Genomic DNA, 16,014 nt, shown 5'->3' with positions numbered 1-16,014 from the left:
GGGGGGTACATGGCTGCTCCCTGGAGACCTGGTCGTGGAACGTCCGCGCACACTCCTCGATGTACGCGGATTCGAGCGTAAAGGGCGACTCCGGCAACCGGCACCGGGTTGTACGGAACCGTTGTGGTTCCGATCACTTCGGGGCGACCGTTCACTTCGGGGCGATGGTTCGCTTCGGGGCGATGGTTCGCTTCGGGGCAGCACGACCGTTCACTTCGGGGCGATCGTGCCGTCGGTCAGCCCGTCGTACATCCCCTGGACCAGCTGACCGCCGAACCGGCCGATCAGCCTCAGCGCCTCTTCGAAGTCGGCCAGCGCGCGGAACCTCTCCCCGTACCCGCGCTGTTCCGCGAGGGGCAGACGGGGCAGTTGGAGGCGGCGGGCGTCGAGCCGGGTGGCGGTGGAGGCGTAGCTGCTGGCCTGGCGGTTGTTGGCGGTGCCGCGCAGGAATCCGGCGAGGAACCAGGGGTCGAGAGCGGCCGGGTCCGGGCGCAGGAGCTGGAGGTTGCGGCCCAGGGCCGCCCCGGCGGTGGTGTCGTCGATGACGCGGACGACGGAACCGCCGCCGAGCACGGGCACCACGACGTCGCCCGCTGCGACGAGGACCGGTTCCTCGGAGGGGCCCTCGGCAGGGAGCGTGCCGGAGGGGGCGGTGGAGGCGAGGACGTCGTGTTCCGTGAGGACGGGGACGGGGGTGGGAGCGGGGCCCACGCCGGAGCCGCCGGTGTACAGCCGGAGCGCGCCGGCGCGGGCGAGTTCTCCGACGGTGGTGAGCGGCCAGTGGGCCGGGACGGAGGGAGCCACGGGTGGCGGGGTGAGGGTGCCGGTGCGGCCGAGTGTCTCGGTCAGCCGCTCCCGTACGCGGGTCAGTTCGGCGGGTCCGCTCGTGGCCGCCGGTGGCGGGAGATGGCGGGCGGGGGCGAGGTCGACGTCGTCGTCGAGGAGTTGGATGACGGGAACGACCCGGCCGCCGCCTCCCCGGCCCTCGCCCACACCTTCGCTCTTCGCCCTCGCCTCTCCCGCACCCGTTCCTTCTCCCTCTCCCTCTCCCTCTCCCACGAACGACTGCCAGGCATCGAGCACGACGGCGTGCACCGCCTGCCAGTCGAGCCGGTCGCGCCCGCCGGCCGGGGTGGTGGCCGCCTGGCCGGGAACGGCCGGTTCGGTCGGTTCGGCGGTGTCGACGAGCAGCAGGTGCGGCGAGGAACGCACTCCGTTGCCGGGCTTGCGCAGCACCCAGAGATGGAGCGGGATGCCGTACGGGGGTGCGGCGCCGGCCGGGAGCGCGATGACGGCGCGCAGGGCGCCGCGCCGCAGCAGATCGGCGCGGATACGGCGCCCGGAGCGGCGCGACGCGGCGGCGGGCGGCATCAGGAGCACGGCCGTGCCGCCCTCGCGCAGACGGGCCAGGGCGTGCTGGACCCAGGCGAGTTCGGACTCGGTGCGGGCCGGGAAACCGTACTCCCAGCGTGGGTCGTAGGCGAGTTCGTCGTGGCCCCAGTTGCGTTCGTTGAACGGCGGGTGGCAGAGCACCGCGTCGGCGGCCAGCCGCGGGAAGGCGTCGGCGAGGAGGGTGTCGCCCGTGCGGACGCGGATGGCGCGACCCGTACCGGTTTCTTCGTGAAGGGCGAGCCGGAGCGCGGTGAGCGAGGCGAGGTCGGGGTCGGCCTCCTGCGCGTACAGGGCGTCCCGGCGGCCGACGGCGCACAGCAGGGCGCCGGTGCCCGCCGCGGGGTCGAGGACGGTACGGGCGGGCCGTTCACCGGCGTCCGCCAACGCGGCCATGAGCGCGGCGAGTCCGGGGGGCGTGAGGGTGTACTGGCGTGGGTTGGCGTCCAGTTGACGGCCCAGCAGGAACTCGAAGGTGTCCCGGGGGCCGTTTTCGGCGGCGAGTTCCGCGACGCCGCGGAGCATCGCGACGGACGGGAGGAGTTCCGCACGACCAGGAGTGTGAACCGCCCGTCCGCGTTCCTCGGCCGGCCCGAACCGTTCGGCGAGCACGTCGTCGAGGACGAGGGACAGCACTCCGGCCATCGCCTCATCGGGCACGGCGGCGATCTCCCGCCAGGCAGCGGGGTCGTTCCGCAGCACCAGCAGGGCACAGCCGCTGTGGACCAGCGCGGGGACGGGGCCGAGCGGATGGCCGGCGAGTTGCTGCCAGACCCGTTCACGGAGCGGGACTTCGGCAAGCTTCCCCTGGTCGCGCAGCCACTGTTCGACCTCGGACAGCGAGAAGGCCGGGCTCGTCTCGGTGCCGCCGACGGGCTTGGGGAAGTCCGCGTGGCGGCGCCGCCAGTTGCTGACGGCGGCGCGCCCCACGCCCGCGAGTCGGGCGATCCCGGCAGCGGTCACCTCTGTCGAGTTCTCCGGCACTGACTGTCTCCTGGTCCTGGCCCTGGTCCTGGCCCTCGTCGTTGTGCGGTGACGGTGAGCATACCGATGCCGTTCACACACGACCGATTCACAGCGTGCATCAACCCGTTCACTGTGAACGATGTTGACTCGGTTCACAGGCTCTGATCTTATTGGTCCGCCGCCACACAAAGGCGGCCATCGATCCGCTCACACCATCTCTTCGTCCCGTCTTTCGCCGGAGGGCACACCCATGTCCGATTTCACGCAGCCGCCGCAGTCCCCGCAGCCCCAGCAGCCGTACGCCCCCGCGCAGACACCGGGCGTGCGCCCGGCGCGCAACGGGCTGGGCATCGCCGCACTCGTCCTGGGTGTCATCGGTGCCGTGTCGGGTCTGATCCCGTTCCTGTTCTGGCTGGCGGGCATCCTCGGCGTCATCGGCCTGATCCTGGGCCTGGCGGGCCGGGGCCGGGCCAAGCGCGGCGAGGCCACCAACAAGGGCGTGGCCACCTTCGGCGCCGTCCTCGGACTGGTCTCGCTGGTCCTGGCCGTGGTCGGCGCGGTGATCACGTTCAAGGCCGTGGGCGACGCGGTGGACGAGATCAACAAGACGGTCTCGGACACCGCCGCCTCCGCGAAGCCGAAGCCCGGCGGCGACGACGCGAAGGGTGGCAAGAAGGACACCGGCAAGGCGCTGGAGGCCGGCGACTCGGCCGTGTACGACGACGACGTGACGGTCACGGTCGGCGACGCCACCACCTACGCCCCGGGCGAGTACGCCATCGGACACACCAAGGGCAACAAGGCGTACCGCGTCGCCGTCGTCATCGAGAACGCGGGCAAGGAGAAGTTCGACGCCGCCCTCGTCAACGTCACGGGCCGGGCCGGCGAGGACGGCGTGGACGCCGAGCAGATCTTCGACGACAAGGTCGGCAAGGGCTTCAGCGGCACGATCCTGCCGGGCAAGAAGGTCACGGTCGAGTTCGCCTTCGACGCCCCCGCGGACGCCAAGAAGCTGACCATCGAGGTCAACCCCGGATTTACGTACGACGCCACCCAGTGGGACCTGAAGCTCTGACCTTCCCTCCCCTCTTCTCTCCTCCCCTCTCCCGTTGCACCCCCTCTCAAAGGTCCGCCGTGCGTCTTCTCTTGCTGGTGGCCACCGAGGGCAAGCCGTACATCCTCCAGGTCGGTGTCGAGAACAGCGAGGAGCCGACGAAGATGACGCTCTCCGACTTCGACAAGCCCGTCGATGTCAAGGCATCCGCCCCCAAGGGCATCGTCGCCCTGAACAACCCGACCGGCTGAACCGGCCGGCCGTCCGACGGGCCGACCCGCCGGTGAGTACGGGGGACTCACCGGCGGGTCGGCCGATGCGCGGGGCGCACGGGGGGCCGACGCGCAACACGGTCCTTTCCGGGCCCCCCATCGCCCTTCACGACCGCCGGTGCAAACGATCACTCCGCCGTGAACTCGTACTGCAACTCGTACAGGTGCCCCGCCTTGACCATGACGGTCGCCTCGATGGGGCGCCGCTCATCGCTGAAGACCACGCGCAGCGTGCGGAGCACCGGAAGGTCACCGGGCAGCCTCAGGGCCTGGTACTGCTCCTGCGTGGGGATTCGGGCGGAGACCCGGTCCACGCTGAGCCGTGGCGGGTAGCCCAGCTCGGCAAGGAGTATCGGCGTGCCGCCCGGAATCTTCCGGCGCTTCTCCATCGCCGTGCCCCGGGCGATCTCCAGCGGGTAGTACGACGCGACGAGTTCGGCGGGTTCGTCGTCGATCGTGAGGAGTTGCCGGCGCAGGAGCGCGGTGCCGGACTTGGGGAGCCCGAGCACCTCGGCGACATCCGCGGGCGGCCGGCTCTCCGCGACCTCAAGGAGTGTGCTGTGCGTGCGGGATCCGTCCTTCGCGACCTCTGTCAGCCAGCGGTACGGCTCGCCCGGACCCGCCGGGGTCATGTACGAGGCCGGGCGGAGGGTGCGCTGCCGGTGTTCGCGAACCGTCACCGCGGCGCCCGCCCTGCCGACCACCAGGCTTTCGTCCTTGAGGAGTTGGACCGCCTTCTGCACAGTCGCGTTCGAGGCGTCGAAGCGTTCCTTGAGGTGCGCCGTGGACGGCAGGGCCGCACCGGGCGCGAGATCCCCGCCCATGATCTGGTCCCTGAGATCGGCGGCGATCCGCTCGTGCAGCGAACGGCGGTCGGCGGCATCCGTTTCGGGTCTGGGCACGGTCATCCGATCCTGATCTCGTATCGCAGTTTCTGACGTCGCGGCGGCATGGCCACCACGTCGACCTGAATGGGGCGGTCCGCCCCGTCGAGGGTGAGCCGGGTCAGTTGCAGCACGGGTTCACCGGCCGCCAGCCGCAGTTGCTCGCGTTCACGCTCGGTCGCCAACCGCGCGGTCACGTCCTCGCGCACCCGGACGCCGACATGTCCCAGGTCCGCCAGCAGCCGAACCGCCCCGCCCCGGATCTTGGCGATCCCGGCGAGGCCGGTTCCGGCCGCGATGTCCAGCGGGTAGTACGTGTCCGTCAACTCGCAGGGCTCGTCGTCGAGGTACATGATCCTGCGGCGGGCGATGACGTGCTGCCCGGCGGGCGTCCCCAGCAGTTCCGCGACCGCTTCCGGCGGCTCCGTCTCGCCCGCCCGGACGATCCGCTGGCTCCCCCGGCGGCCCTCCGCCGCGGCCTCCGCGGCCCACGCGTCGCCGCCGGTACCGGCAGACCCCGCGAGGTATGGCACCGAGGTGCTGACCCACTCACCGCCGCTCATACCGCCTCTCCCCTCATCGCCCCCGTACCGGTCTGTCGCATCACACCGTAGGCGAGCCGGGCCCCCACAGATCAGACCTTGCCGCTTTTCGCGAATAGCAGTACAGCCACCGGCACGTTACAGCCCGTGAGCAAGGCGGTGAATCACCGTGTACCTGTCGGAACAGCGACGTTTCCCCCGCAGCGGGCCCGGTCGGCCGAGGGTCCAGTCTCCGGACGTCGACGCCTGCTCCGGGCGCGGGTCACATCTGGTGAGCGGAGTCGCCGACGATTTCGGAGTCGACCATCACGTCGTCGGCAAGACCGTGTGGGCCGCGTTCAAGAGCCCCGCCGCGTCCCTCGCACCATGACGGCGCCCGGCCCCGCCGAGTACGTGCGGCGGGGCCGGGGCGGCAAGGGCATGCTCCGCTAAGACCCCAGGATCGTCGTCAGGAACTCACCAGTCCACGCCAGCAGTTCGCGGCCCACGACCGGCTTGCCACCGATCCTGCCCGTGGTGGGACGGGGGACCAGGACCTGATGGACGGCCGGCTTGATGACCGTCTTGGGGTAGAGGCGCTTCAGGCGCAGCTCCTGGGACTCGCGCAGCTCGACCGGGGCGAAGCGGATGTTGGGCCCCTGGAGCACGATCTCGCCGACGCCGCACGCGCGGGCCAGCATGCGCAGGCCGGCGACCAGGAGGAGGTTCTCGACCGGCTCGGGGAGCTTGCCGTAGCGGTCGGTGAGTTCCTCGCGGACCGCCCTGATGTCGTCCTCCGTGGTGGCGGAGGCGATGGCCCGGTACGCCTGGAGGCGCAGCCGCTCGCCGGGGGCGTAGTCGTGGGGGACGTGGGCGTCGACCGGGAGCTCGATCTTGACCTCCAGCGGCGGCTCCTCCTCGACGCCGCCTTCGAGGGAGGCGCGGTAGTCGGCGACCGCCTCGCCGACCATGCGGACGTACAGGTCGAAGCCGACGCCCGCGATGTGGCCGGACTGTTCGCCGCCCAGGAGGTTTCCGGCGCCCCGGATCTCCAGGTCCTTCATGGCGACGTACATGCCCGCGCCCATCTCGGTGTGCTGAGCGATCGTGGCGAGGCGTTCGTGGGCGGTCTCGGTGAGCGGCTTCTCCGGCGGGTAGAGGAAGTACGCGTAACCGCGCTCGCGGCCCCGGCCGACCCGGCCGCGCAGCTGGTGGAGCTGGGAGAGGCCGAAGTTGTCGCCGCGCTCCACGATCAGGGTGTTGGCGTTGGAGATGTCGATGCCGGACTCGACGATCGTGGTGGAGACCAGGACGTCGAACTTCTTCTCCCAGAAGTCCACCACCACCTGTTCCAGGGCCTGTTCGGACATCTGGCCGTGTGCCGTGGCGATCCGCGCCTCCGGGACGATCTCGCGCAGCCGGGCGGCGGCGCGGTCGATCGACTCGACGCGGTTGTGGATGTAGAACGCCTGGCCCTCGCGGAGCAGTTCGCGGCGGATGGCGGCGCCGATCTGCTTCTCCTCGTACGGGCCGACGAAGGTGAGGACCGGGTGGCGCTCCTCCGGGGGTGTGGTGATCGTCGACATCTCGCGGATGCCCGTCACGGCCATTTCGAGCGTACGGGGGATGGGCGTCGCGGACATGGTGAGGACGTCCACGTTCGCCCGGAGCTTCTTCAGCTGCTCCTTGTGCTCGACGCCGAAGCGCTGCTCCTCGTCGACGATGACGAGGCCCAGGTCCTTGAACTTCGTCTCGGAGGAGAACAGGCGGTGGGTGCCGATGACCAGGTCGACGGAGCCGTCGCGCAGCCCTTCGAGGGTGGCCTTGGACTCGGTCTCCGACTGGAAGCGGCTGAGCGCGCGTACGTTGACCGGGAACTGGGAGTAGCGCTCGGTGAACGTACCGTGGTGCTGCTGGACCAGGAGGGTCGTGGGGACGAGGACGGCGACCTGTTTGCCGTCCTGGACCGCCTTGAACGCCGCGCGGACCGCGATCTCCGTCTTGCCGTAGCCGACGTCGCCGCAGATCAGCCGGTCCATCGGGACGGACTTCTCCATGTCCGCCTTGACCTCGGCGATGGTGGAGAGCTGGTCGGGCGTCTCGGCGTACGGGAACGCGTCCTCCAGTTCGCGCTGCCAGGGGGTGTCGGGTCCGAAGGTGTGGCCGGGGGCCGCCATCCGGGCCGAGTACAGCTTGATCAGGTCGGCGGCGATCTCCTTGACGGCCTTCTTGGCGCGCGCCTTGGTCTTCGTCCAGTCGGCGCCGCCGAGCCGGTGCAGGGTGGGGGCCTCGCCGCCGACGTACTTGGTGACCTGTTCCAGTTGGTCGGTGGGGATGTAGAGGCGGTCGCCCGGCTGGCCGCGCTTGGCGGGGGCGTACTCGACGAGGAGGTACTCGCGGGTGGCGCCCTGCACCGTGCGCTGCACCATCTCGATGTACCGGCCCACACCGTGCTGTTCGTGGACGATGTAGTCGCCGGTCTCCAGCGTCAGCGGGTCGATCGTCTTGCGGCGGCGGACCGGCATCCGGCCCAGGTCCTTGGTGGCGGTGCGCTGGCCGGTGAGGTCGGTCTCGGTGAGGACGGCGAGCCGCAGCGCCGGGTCGACGAAGCCGTGGTCGAGGGCGCCGCAGGAGACGTGCACGACGGACGGGGAGACCTCGGTCAGGTCCGGGTCCAGCCGGGCCGGGACGCCCTCCCCGCCCAGCACCTCGACGGTGCGGGAGGCGAGCCCCTGTCCCTCGGTGACGTAGACCGTGCGCCAGCCGTCGGCGAGCCAGCCCTTGGTGTCGGCGAGCGCGCGGGCGGTGTCGCCCCGGTACGCCTCGGGGGCGTGCATGCCGAGCCCCAGCGTGTCGGAGTCCTCATCGGCTTCGTCGGCTCCGCCGGCGGCGAACGGGGAGATTGACCACCACATCATGCCCAGCTCGCGGGCCCGGTCCCGGACGTCCGCGATGCCCCACAGCGAGGCCGCGCCGACGTCGATCGGGGCCTCGCCCCCTCCCGCGGTCGCCGCCCACGACGCCTGGAGGAACTCCTGGCTGGTGGCGACGAGGTCGGCGGCCCGGGTACGGACCCGCTCCGGGTCGCAGACCAGCGCCATCGCCCCGGCGGGCAGCACGTCGAGCAGCAGCTCCATGTCGTCGACGAGAACCGGGGCGAGGGACTCCATGCCCTCCACCGCGATGCCCTCCGCGATCTTGCCGAGCAGTTCGCCCAGCTCCGGGTGGCTCTCGGCGAGGGCGGCGGCCCGCTCGCGCACCTCGTCGGTCAGCAGCAGTTCCCGGCAGGGCGGGGCCCACAGGCCGTGCTCGGCGACCTCCAGCGAACGCTGGTCGGCGATCTTGAAGTAGCGGATCTCCTCGACGTCGTCGCCCCAGAACTCCACCCGCAGGGGGTGTTCCTCGGTCGGCGGGAAGACGTCCAGGATGCCGCCGCGCACGGCGAACTCGCCGCGCTTCTCGACCAGTTCGACCCGGGAGTACGCGGCTGCCGCGAGCGCGTCGACGGTGCTGCCGAGATCGGCGCTCCCGCCGGTGCGCAGCGAGACCGGTTCCAGGTCCCCCAGGCCCTTGACCTGCGGCTGGAGCACCGAGCGAATGGGCGCGACGACGACCTTGACCGGGCCGGTCTCCGGGTCGTCCGCGCTCGGGTGCGCGAGGCGCCGCAGCACCGCCAGGCGCCGGCCCACGGTGTCGGAACGGGGCGAGAGCCGCTCGTGCGGCAGGGTCTCCCAGGACGGGAACTCGGCGACGGTGTCCGGCGGCAGCAGTCCGCGCAGCGCTGCCGCCAGGTCCTCCGCCTCGCGGCCGGTCGCGGTGACGGCGAGCACGGTCCGGCCCGTCTCACGGGCCAGAGCGGCCACGGCGAAGGGGCGGGCCGCGGGCGGCCCGACCAGGTCGATGTGCATCCGGTGGCCGTCGTCGGCGGCCTTCACCGCTTCGGAGAGTGCCGGGTCACGTACGACGACATCCAGCAGACCGTGCAGACTCATGAAGGCTTCCGTCCGGGTAACGAAGTAACGAAGTCAAACGAGGCCGGGGACCCGGGCAACCGGCTGCTGTCGGGTCAGAGGCAACGCGAAGGACCCGACACGTACGAGGGGCGGCCTCCGGCCCGGCGTGATCCGGGAGCCACCCCCGGCGGCCGGGGCTCCCAGCCTACGACTCCCCCGTGACGGCCGCGCCCGCAATCGCCGGGGCGCCCCGATCGCCCGGTGCCGGTGCGCTCGACCTCATCGCGCCCGGAGCGGGGCGGAAAGCGGCCGATGACGGGGCGGGGCGCAACGCGGGCCCGTCGCGACGGCGGGTGAATGGCGCGATTCCGACGGTTGCGGGCGGGACCGCCTATCCCTGTCCGGACCATCCACCGCGTATGCCTGGCCGCTCGTCGCGGGACGCACACCGTTCATCTCCGCATTGCACACAGTTGTGCCCGGCCCCCTCACAGAAATGATCTCAGCGTCTACTCTTTGGCCGAAAGATTCCGTAAAAGGTGCACGGGCAGTCGAGACGGCAGCCGTGGACCAACGCTCACGGCCGACCACCGGGAGCGCACGGCCGCACAGGGACCAGGCAAGCGGGGGCGCGCGTGGACGAGAACGAGATGTCCATATTCGGGGTCTCGGGGGCCGAGGAGGAGGTCTACCGGCACTTCCTGCGCAACCCCGGTACCACCGCCGACGATCTGCATCTCCGTCTGTGCACGGACCCGCAGGCGGCGCACGCGTGCGTCGACCGGCTCCAGGAACTCGGGCTCCTCCACCCCGAGGGCCCCGATACCCGCGTCTTCCCGACCGACCCGGAGGTCGCGGTGGCCAGGCTCATCGATTTACGCCTGCACGTCCTGCACCAGGAGTTGCAGCGCGTCACCCGGTCGCGGCACGTGATTGACGGTCTACGCGCGGAGCAAGGGGCGCGCAGGCCCCCTCCGCCGGGCATCGAGCAGTTGGAGGGCCTCGACCAGATCCGCGACCGGATCGACGACCTGGCGTTCTTCGCCAGGGACGAGATCCTCTCCGTGGAGCCGTACACGAAGCTGTCGCCGGAGAACATCGCCCGTTCGCGACCGCTGGACCTGCGGTGCCTGCGGCGCGGCGTGAAGATCCGGAACGTCGTGATCCGGGCGGCGCTGCGGGATCCGGCGACCGCCGCGTATCTGCGGGAGCTGGCCGAGAACGGGGCCATGATCCGGGTGACGGAGCACAGCGCCGAGCGGCTGCTGGTCTACGACCGCAAGGCCGCCCTCGTCCCGCTGGACCCGCACGACACCTCGCGCGGGGCGCTGCTCGCCCACCGCAGCGGCCTGGTGCGCAACATCACCGCCCTGTTCGAGAAGATCTGGGACCAGTCCGAGGACCTCTCCCGGACGAGCGGTGAGGACGGTGGGACTCCGGACACCGGTCTGTCGGAGATCGAGCGGCGCGTCCTGGTGTCCATGTGCACCGTGGGCAAGGACGAGGCGGGCGCCCGCGAGCTGGGCGTCTCCGTCCGGACGTACCGGCGGCACGTCGCCGATCTCCTCCAGGCCCTCGGCGCCGCCAGTCGCGCCCACGCCGCCCTGCTGGCCCGGGAACGCGGCTGGATCTGAAACACGGGCCCGGGGCGCCCGGGCGGGGCACCGCACGCGGGCGCCCGCCCCGGCGGCCGTGCCCCGGCCCCGGGCTCATCGTTCCTGCGTCCAGCCGTCCAGTGCCCGGTCGGCGAGGGCACGGGCGACGGCCCGGCGGACCGTGCCGTCGTCGACGGTACGGCTCAAAGCGATGCGCAGGGCGATCCGGTCGGGCCCCACGGACCGGGGGGCGCAGGCCCAGTGGGCGGGGAGCAGGCTCAGCAGCCGTACGACGGTGGTCTCGCCGGTCGGGGCGGTGCTGTCGCGGCGGACGGTCACCAGGTCGATGTGGCCGCGGCCCGTCCCGTATGCCGCCTCCCCGGTGGAACGGGTCACGGGGTGCCCCCTTCCGGATGCAGTAACCGCCGGGCGGCCGAGGCCATGGCCGCGATCCCGGCCGGCAGGGCGGTACGGACGTCCGGGGCGAACTCCGGCGCGTGGTTGGGCGGCACCGGCGGTCCGCCCTCCCGGGCAGCCCGCCACTGCCGTACGCCCGTGACGCCGAGCAGCCAGTACACCGTCGCCACCCCCTCCGTACCGAACCACGCGAAGTCCTCGGTGGCGGTGAGCGTGCCGCTGTCGCCGACCCGATGAGGGCCGAACAGTTCCTCGTGCGCCCGGCGCACGGCGGCCGTGGCCGTCGCGTCGGTCAGCAGGGCGGGCGAGCGGGCGGTGACGGTGAAGTCCGGGTCCCTCGGGCAGCCGGACGCCGCGCACTCGGCCCGCACGATCCGCAGTGCGGCGGCCGTCATCCGGTCGACCGCGTGCTCGCTCGACGCCCGTACGCACAGGGTGAGTTCCGCCGTCTCCGGGATCACGTTGCCCGGTCCTCCGGCGCGCAGCGCGCCGACGGTGAGCACCGCCTGCTCGGCCGGGGCGGTCTCCCGCGAGACGACGGACTGGAGCCGCAGCACCGCGGCCGCCGCCGTGAGGACCGGGTCGACGGTGAGGTGCGGGGTGCCGGCGTGGCCGCCGCGCCCGTACAGGGTGATGTCCACCGCCGCACCGGCCGCCATCAGCGGTGTGCGGAACTCCGCGGCGTGCGCGAGGGTGCCCGCGGGCGCGGGCGAGGTGTGCTGGGCGAGGACCGCGTCCGGGGTGCCGAACCGCTCGTACAGGCCGTCCGCCATCATCTCCCGCGCACCGGTCAGGGTCTCCTCGGACGGCTGGCCGGCGACCAGGACCGTGCCGCGCCACGTGGAGCGGGTGCGGGCGAGTTCGGCCACCGCCCCGGCGACCGCGGCGAGGTGGAGGTCGTGGCCGCAGGCGTGCATCACGCCCGGCACGGTGCTCGCGTAGGCGAGTCCGGTGCGTTCGGTGACCGGGAGCGCGTCGAGTTCGGTGCGGAGCATGACGGTCGGGCCGGTGCCGTTGCGCAGCACGCCCACCAGCCCGTGGCCGCCGCCGACCTTCGAGGTCACCGCGCAGCCGCTCGCCTCCAGCCCCGCGGCGAGCAGGTCCGCGGTGCGCCGCTCGGCCCCGGACGGTTCGGGGTGGGAGTGCGCGTCGAGGTACAGCTCCGTCGCCGGGCGCAGGACCTCGCGCGGCACCATCGGGGCCGGGGGGCGGGGCGGCGCCTGCCGCGCGTCCGCCGGGGAAGAGGGCGGGGACGGGGGCGAGGTGCCGGGTGGGGGTGGGGCCTCGGGAGGACCGGGAGAGGGTGGGGCGCCAGGAGGAAACGGGAGGTTCTCCCGCATGTCAACTCACCTCGTTCCGCTGGGCGGGCCGGTCGCGATCCGGGCCCGCCGGGCACGTGTGGGGCCGGCGTCGACAGCCTGCGCCGCCCCGCCTTCAGGAATCCCGCGTTCCGCTGTCATGGGGTGCCAGCGATCTGACAGCGAAACCGCGGCCGATCTGACAGCGGCCCCGGCTGCAATGGCGTCAGTGCGGGAGAACGGTGCCGGAGCCGCCGGCCCGTCCCCGTGGACCAAGGGAGAAGACCATGGCCCCCAAGACCGAGCTCGCCACCCTCGCCGACGAGATCCTGGAGCTGGAGTCGGAGACCTTCGAGATCTCGGACTACTCGGACGCCGCGGAGGTCGTGCTGGCCGGTTCGACGTCCTGCTCCTCGACGTCGACCTGCTCCAGCACCACCAGCACCACCTCCTGCTGCGCCTGATCGACTCACCGATCGCGCACGCTCCGCACGTCCGCAAGCCCTCTTCGCGCCCGGAGCGCGAAGGGGGCTTGCCTGGTGTCGTGGCCGCTCCCCGGCCGGTCTCCGACCGGTGCCACGGCCACGAGGTGCCTCGTGCGAGGCGTCGTGAAAGCACGTCACGGGAAGGGGTGCGGGACGCGCTTGATCTCGGACTCCGGGAGGTCGTCGGCCCGTCGCCCCGCCGTCCGCAACGCGGTCCGCAGCCGGGGCATCAGCAGGGCGCGTTGCCGGGTCCAGCCGAAGTCGAGCGGCAGCAGGCCGGGGACGACGGCCGCGATGGTGTGCAGGCCCATCCGCCGCTGCTCGGGGGTGGTCTGGTCGACCGCGATGGCATCGTGTCCGGCGGCGACGAGCTGGTCGCGCAGCAGGTTCAGGTCGTCGCGGAGGTCCCCGGTGCGGGGGCGGTGGGGCTCCCAGTCGGCGAAGGTGTCGGCCGGCGGGCGCACGGCGACCGGTTCCAGGTACTCCTTGGCGTGCACGGCCATCTCCGGCAGCCCGTAGAGCTGGGCGTGGTCCTTGAGCTGCCGCACGCGGGTGAAGTCGGCCGCCATGGCGGCGAGTTCGGTGTGCCGCTCGGCGACCTGGTAGGGCAGGTGCGGGATGTACGTGAGGACTTCGGAAAGCGCCGACTCGACGGTCGCCTCGGGGTCGAACCCGGCGGCGGCGGCGAACGACAGTGTTCCGTGACCGCCGTCCCGGCGTACCGCGAGGGCAGTGACGACGGGGACGGCCAGGTCCATCCGGGTGTCGAAGGCGTGGACGTCGTAGCCGTGCAGCGCGGCCCGGTCGATCATGCTGCGGACGGCCGGGGAACGGCAGTCGCCGAGGTCGATCGCGGTGAGCGGGGTGCGGCCGTGCCAGGCCAGCAGGAAGGCGTCCCGTTCGACGATCTCCAGCAGCCCGTAGAGGATCGCCTCCTCCAGACTGCCGCCCGTGGCACAGCCGTTGGAGCATTCGAAGACGAAGTTGTCGGCCTCGACGCCCGCGCTGTAGTGGGCGAGCCGGGCGGGCACGAGGACGGGGCGGTCGTCGCGCAGGGAGTAGCCCCACACCCAGGGGATGGCCCGGTCCGGGTCGAACGGGGAGACCATGGGGTCGGTCGCGTAGGTCTCGGGGGCGTAGAGCCCGCAGGCGGCCGGGTCCAGGGCGTGGTCGGCCAGCTCGTGGTAGCTGCCGATCACGGGGGAGGTGCCGCGTCGGCGCCTGGTGCCCGCGTACCGTTCCAGGCCCTCCAGTTGGGCGAGGAGGCGGCTGGTGTCGTAGCCGTTGGCCTGGCCGCTCCAGGTGACGTCGTTGAGGCCGGCGTAGCCGCGGACGAAATGGGTGCCGGCGGCCGGTGCGGTGGTGGTGGACGTCGGGTTGATCCAGAGATCGGAGCCGAGGGTGCCGCACACCGGGTTGACGAGCGCGGCGGTCGGCAGCGGGTACGAGGACAGGGGCCGCAGCCGGTATCCGTCCGGGTCCGGTTTCGGGGCCGGGCCGAGGTCCATCCGGGCCGAGGCGGCGGTGTCGGGGACCTCCTGGACGCAGGAGGGGCAGAGGGGTTCGGGCAGGATCGGGAACGTCGCGGTGGCGAGGGTCACCAGGTCGATCCGGGTGACGCGGGGCAGCGCGCGGTCGGCGTCGGTGGCGTCGGTCAGGTCGTGGGTGCCGCCTCGTGCCGTGACCGGTGAGGTCTGCCCGGAAGGAGCGTCGTCCGGCGCGTGCGATCGCAAGGCGGCCGGAAGCTCTCGGGCGGGGCCTCCCCCGCTCGAACGAAGTCGAGAGCTCGGGGAAGGGCTGTGTGGGCTTTCGGTCAACGCCGCGAGCGATGGGGTCTCACCTGCTCGAACCAAGCTGAGAGCTGGGGGAAGTGCCGGGCGGCGCGACGGGGCACACGTTGCCGGGAGGGGCGCCAGGACCGCGCGGTAGACGGCCCAGACGGCGTCGGCCGCGTACGGGGTGAGGACGGGCCAGTGGACGGCGCCGTTCGGGCGGTGGCCGAGCTCCAGCGCCTCGCGCTCCGAACGGCTGCGCAGCCGTTGCCAGCGCATGGCGAGGCACTGCCCGCAGGCGGTGGCGTCCGGTCCGCCGCCCCAGGGGCCGATCAGCACGGCCCGTGAGGTCAGTTGGACGTTGGCGGCCGGGCGGACGTCCGCGTACGGGTCGGGGCTGCCGTGGCCGAGCGTGTCGGCGGCGCCGAGCGGCACGACGAGCGGCGCGGGCAGGGCCGTCGGGTCCGTGGACCGTTCATGACGGTGAATCAGTTCGGCGTGGAGACAGGCCCGGGCGGCCTCCAGCGGGGTCTCGCCGGACACCGGCGGCACGGCGGGGGCGGGGAAGGTGGCCGTCGTCATGACTTGTCGCTCCAGCGGAAGGTCTTGAGCGCGATCGCGCACAGGATGACGGCGAAACCGGCGAGCACCCCGCAGGCCAGCCAGATGTCGCCCGTGGTGCCGCGTCCGGTGAGGGCACCGGAGATCCCGTCGTTGAGGTAGCGCAGCGGCAGCACGCGGGAGAGGTTCTGCATCCAGCCCGGCATGGCGTCCAGCGGGAAGAACGAGCCGGACAGGAACGCCATGGGGATCATCAGGCAGTTGGCCACGGCGGCGACGGCCTCGGGAGTCTTCGCGTAGCTGCCGACGATGACGCCCAGGGCGAGGAAGGCGGTGATGCCGATGACCAGGACGGGCAGGGCCAGCGGCCAGCGGCCGTCCAGCTGGAGCCCGAACGAGGGCAGCAGCGCCACGCACACGAAGAGCACGGACTGCACGGCGCCGATGCCGAGCGCCAGGACGTAGCGGGAGGCGAGGACGGCGGAGACGGGGGTCGGGGTCATCCGGATGAGGCGCAGGATGTCGTCGCGCCGCCACTGCATGAGGACAAAGCCGACGCCGAACACGGCGGCGTTGCCGACGCCCCAGGAGAGGACGCCGGGGGCGATGTAGTTGATGTAGGGCTTGCCGCTCTGCTCGACCGTCTGGCCGTGGAAGATCAGCCCGAAGACGACGAGGAAGATGAGCGGGAAGGCGAAGGTGAAGAAGAGCGTGGTCTTGTCGCGTGTGTAGGCCCGGTATCCGGCCTGGCTCAGCGCCGTGTATGCGCTCATCGGGGTGTCTCCGTATCACTGCTGGGGGGTGCGGGTTCGCGCTGCGGGGGTGCGCGGGCGCGCCGCGGGGCGCG

General features: G+C 72.2%; 12 protein-coding genes. 4 read left to right on the top strand and 8 right to left on the bottom strand.

Annotated elements, in window-relative coordinates:
• Positions 1–210 precede the first annotated feature (210 nt).
• Positions 211–2,373 (bottom strand): N-6 DNA methylase, encoded by a 2,163-nt coding sequence (locus ACGF2V_RS17015; RefSeq protein WP_362706695.1) that lies wholly within the window; start codon positions 2,371–2,373, stop codon positions 211–213.
• 232 nt (positions 2,374–2,605) lie between these two features.
• Here ACGF2V_RS17015 and ACGF2V_RS17010 point away from each other — a divergent pair, with 232 nt between their 5' ends.
• Together ACGF2V_RS17010 and ACGF2V_RS17005 are read left to right on the top strand one after the other, a co-directional pair.
• Positions 2,606–3,430 carry a DUF4190 domain-containing protein gene (locus ACGF2V_RS17010; protein WP_362706698.1) on the top strand — a complete coding sequence of 275 codons (825 nt, stop codon included), beginning with the start codon at positions 2,606–2,608 and terminating at the stop codon, positions 3,428–3,430.
• A 59-nt stretch (positions 3,431–3,489) separates the two neighbouring features.
• Complete coding sequence (locus ACGF2V_RS17005; RefSeq protein WP_362706701.1) at positions 3,490–3,660, top strand: hypothetical protein; 171 nt, start codon at positions 3,490–3,492, stop codon at positions 3,658–3,660.
• Between the two features lie 149 nt (positions 3,661–3,809).
• Here the strand turns inward: ACGF2V_RS17005 and ACGF2V_RS17000 are convergent, their stop codons facing one another.
• The 3 genes from ACGF2V_RS17000 to mfd all read right to left on the bottom strand — a co-directional run bounded on the left by ACGF2V_RS17000 (position 3,810) and on the right by mfd (position 9,078).
• Entirely contained in the window at positions 3,810–4,589 is a 780-nt protein-coding gene (locus ACGF2V_RS17000) for a GntR family transcriptional regulator (protein WP_362706704.1), read from the bottom strand.
• On the bottom strand, positions 4,586–5,128 hold the full coding sequence (locus ACGF2V_RS16995) for a UTRA domain-containing protein (RefSeq protein WP_362706707.1): 543 nt from the start codon (positions 5,126–5,128) through the stop codon (positions 4,586–4,588). Before ACGF2V_RS16995 ends, ACGF2V_RS17000 begins: the two co-directional genes overlap by 4 nt.
• 407 nt (positions 5,129–5,535) lie before the next feature.
• The gene (gene mfd / locus ACGF2V_RS16990; RefSeq protein ID WP_362706710.1) at positions 5,536–9,078 is read right to left on the bottom strand and encodes a transcription-repair coupling factor; all 3,543 of its coding nucleotides are present in this window, start codon (positions 9,076–9,078) and stop codon (positions 5,536–5,538) included.
• 596 nt (positions 9,079–9,674) lie between these two features.
• Here mfd and ACGF2V_RS16985 point away from each other — a divergent pair.
• Positions 9,675–10,673, top strand: a complete 999-nt coding sequence (locus ACGF2V_RS16985) for a helix-turn-helix transcriptional regulator (protein ID WP_362618306.1) — start codon at positions 9,675–9,677, stop codon at positions 10,671–10,673.
• Positions 10,674–10,748: 75 nt separating this feature from the next.
• On the opposite strand, the gene ACGF2V_RS16980 is transcribed toward ACGF2V_RS16985, so the two are convergent.
• Together ACGF2V_RS16980 and ACGF2V_RS16975 are read right to left on the bottom strand one after the other, a co-directional pair.
• Entirely contained in the window at positions 10,749–11,030 is a 282-nt protein-coding gene (locus tag ACGF2V_RS16980) for a hypothetical protein (RefSeq protein WP_362618303.1), read from the bottom strand.
• Complete coding sequence (locus ACGF2V_RS16975; RefSeq protein ID WP_362706713.1) at positions 11,027–12,247, bottom strand: amidohydrolase; 1,221 nt, start codon at positions 12,245–12,247, stop codon at positions 11,027–11,029. Before ACGF2V_RS16975 ends, ACGF2V_RS16980 begins: the two co-directional genes overlap by 4 nt.
• Before the next feature lie 389 nt (positions 12,248–12,636).
• On the opposite strand from ACGF2V_RS16975, the gene ACGF2V_RS16970 reads away from it, so the two are divergent.
• The gene (locus ACGF2V_RS16970; protein ID WP_073790073.1) at positions 12,637–12,813 is read left to right on the top strand and encodes a thiazolylpeptide-type bacteriocin; all 177 of its coding nucleotides are present in this window, start codon (positions 12,637–12,639) and stop codon (positions 12,811–12,813) included.
• Positions 12,814–12,968: 155 nt separating this feature from the next.
• On the opposite strand, the gene ACGF2V_RS16965 is transcribed toward ACGF2V_RS16970, so the two are convergent.
• Together ACGF2V_RS16965 and ACGF2V_RS16960 are read right to left on the bottom strand one after the other, a co-directional pair.
• Entirely contained in the window at positions 12,969–15,188 is a 2,220-nt protein-coding gene (locus ACGF2V_RS16965; RefSeq protein ID WP_362706716.1) for a TOMM precursor leader peptide-binding protein, read from the bottom strand.
• Positions 15,185–15,940, bottom strand: a complete 756-nt coding sequence (locus ACGF2V_RS16960; protein ID WP_362618295.1) for an ABC transporter permease — start codon at positions 15,938–15,940, stop codon at positions 15,185–15,187. The genes ACGF2V_RS16965 and ACGF2V_RS16960 overlap by 4 nt, the downstream gene beginning before the upstream one ends.
• Between the last annotated feature and the right edge of the window lie 74 nt (positions 15,941–16,014).

The organism is Streptomyces sp. NPDC047982, from assembly GCF_043204165.1.
In the GTDB taxonomy this organism is placed as follows: domain Bacteria; phylum Actinomycetota; class Actinomycetes; order Streptomycetales; family Streptomycetaceae; genus Streptomyces.
The sequence above is the reverse complement of the archived record's forward strand: the minus strand, read 5'-3'. Positions and strand labels throughout refer to the sequence as shown.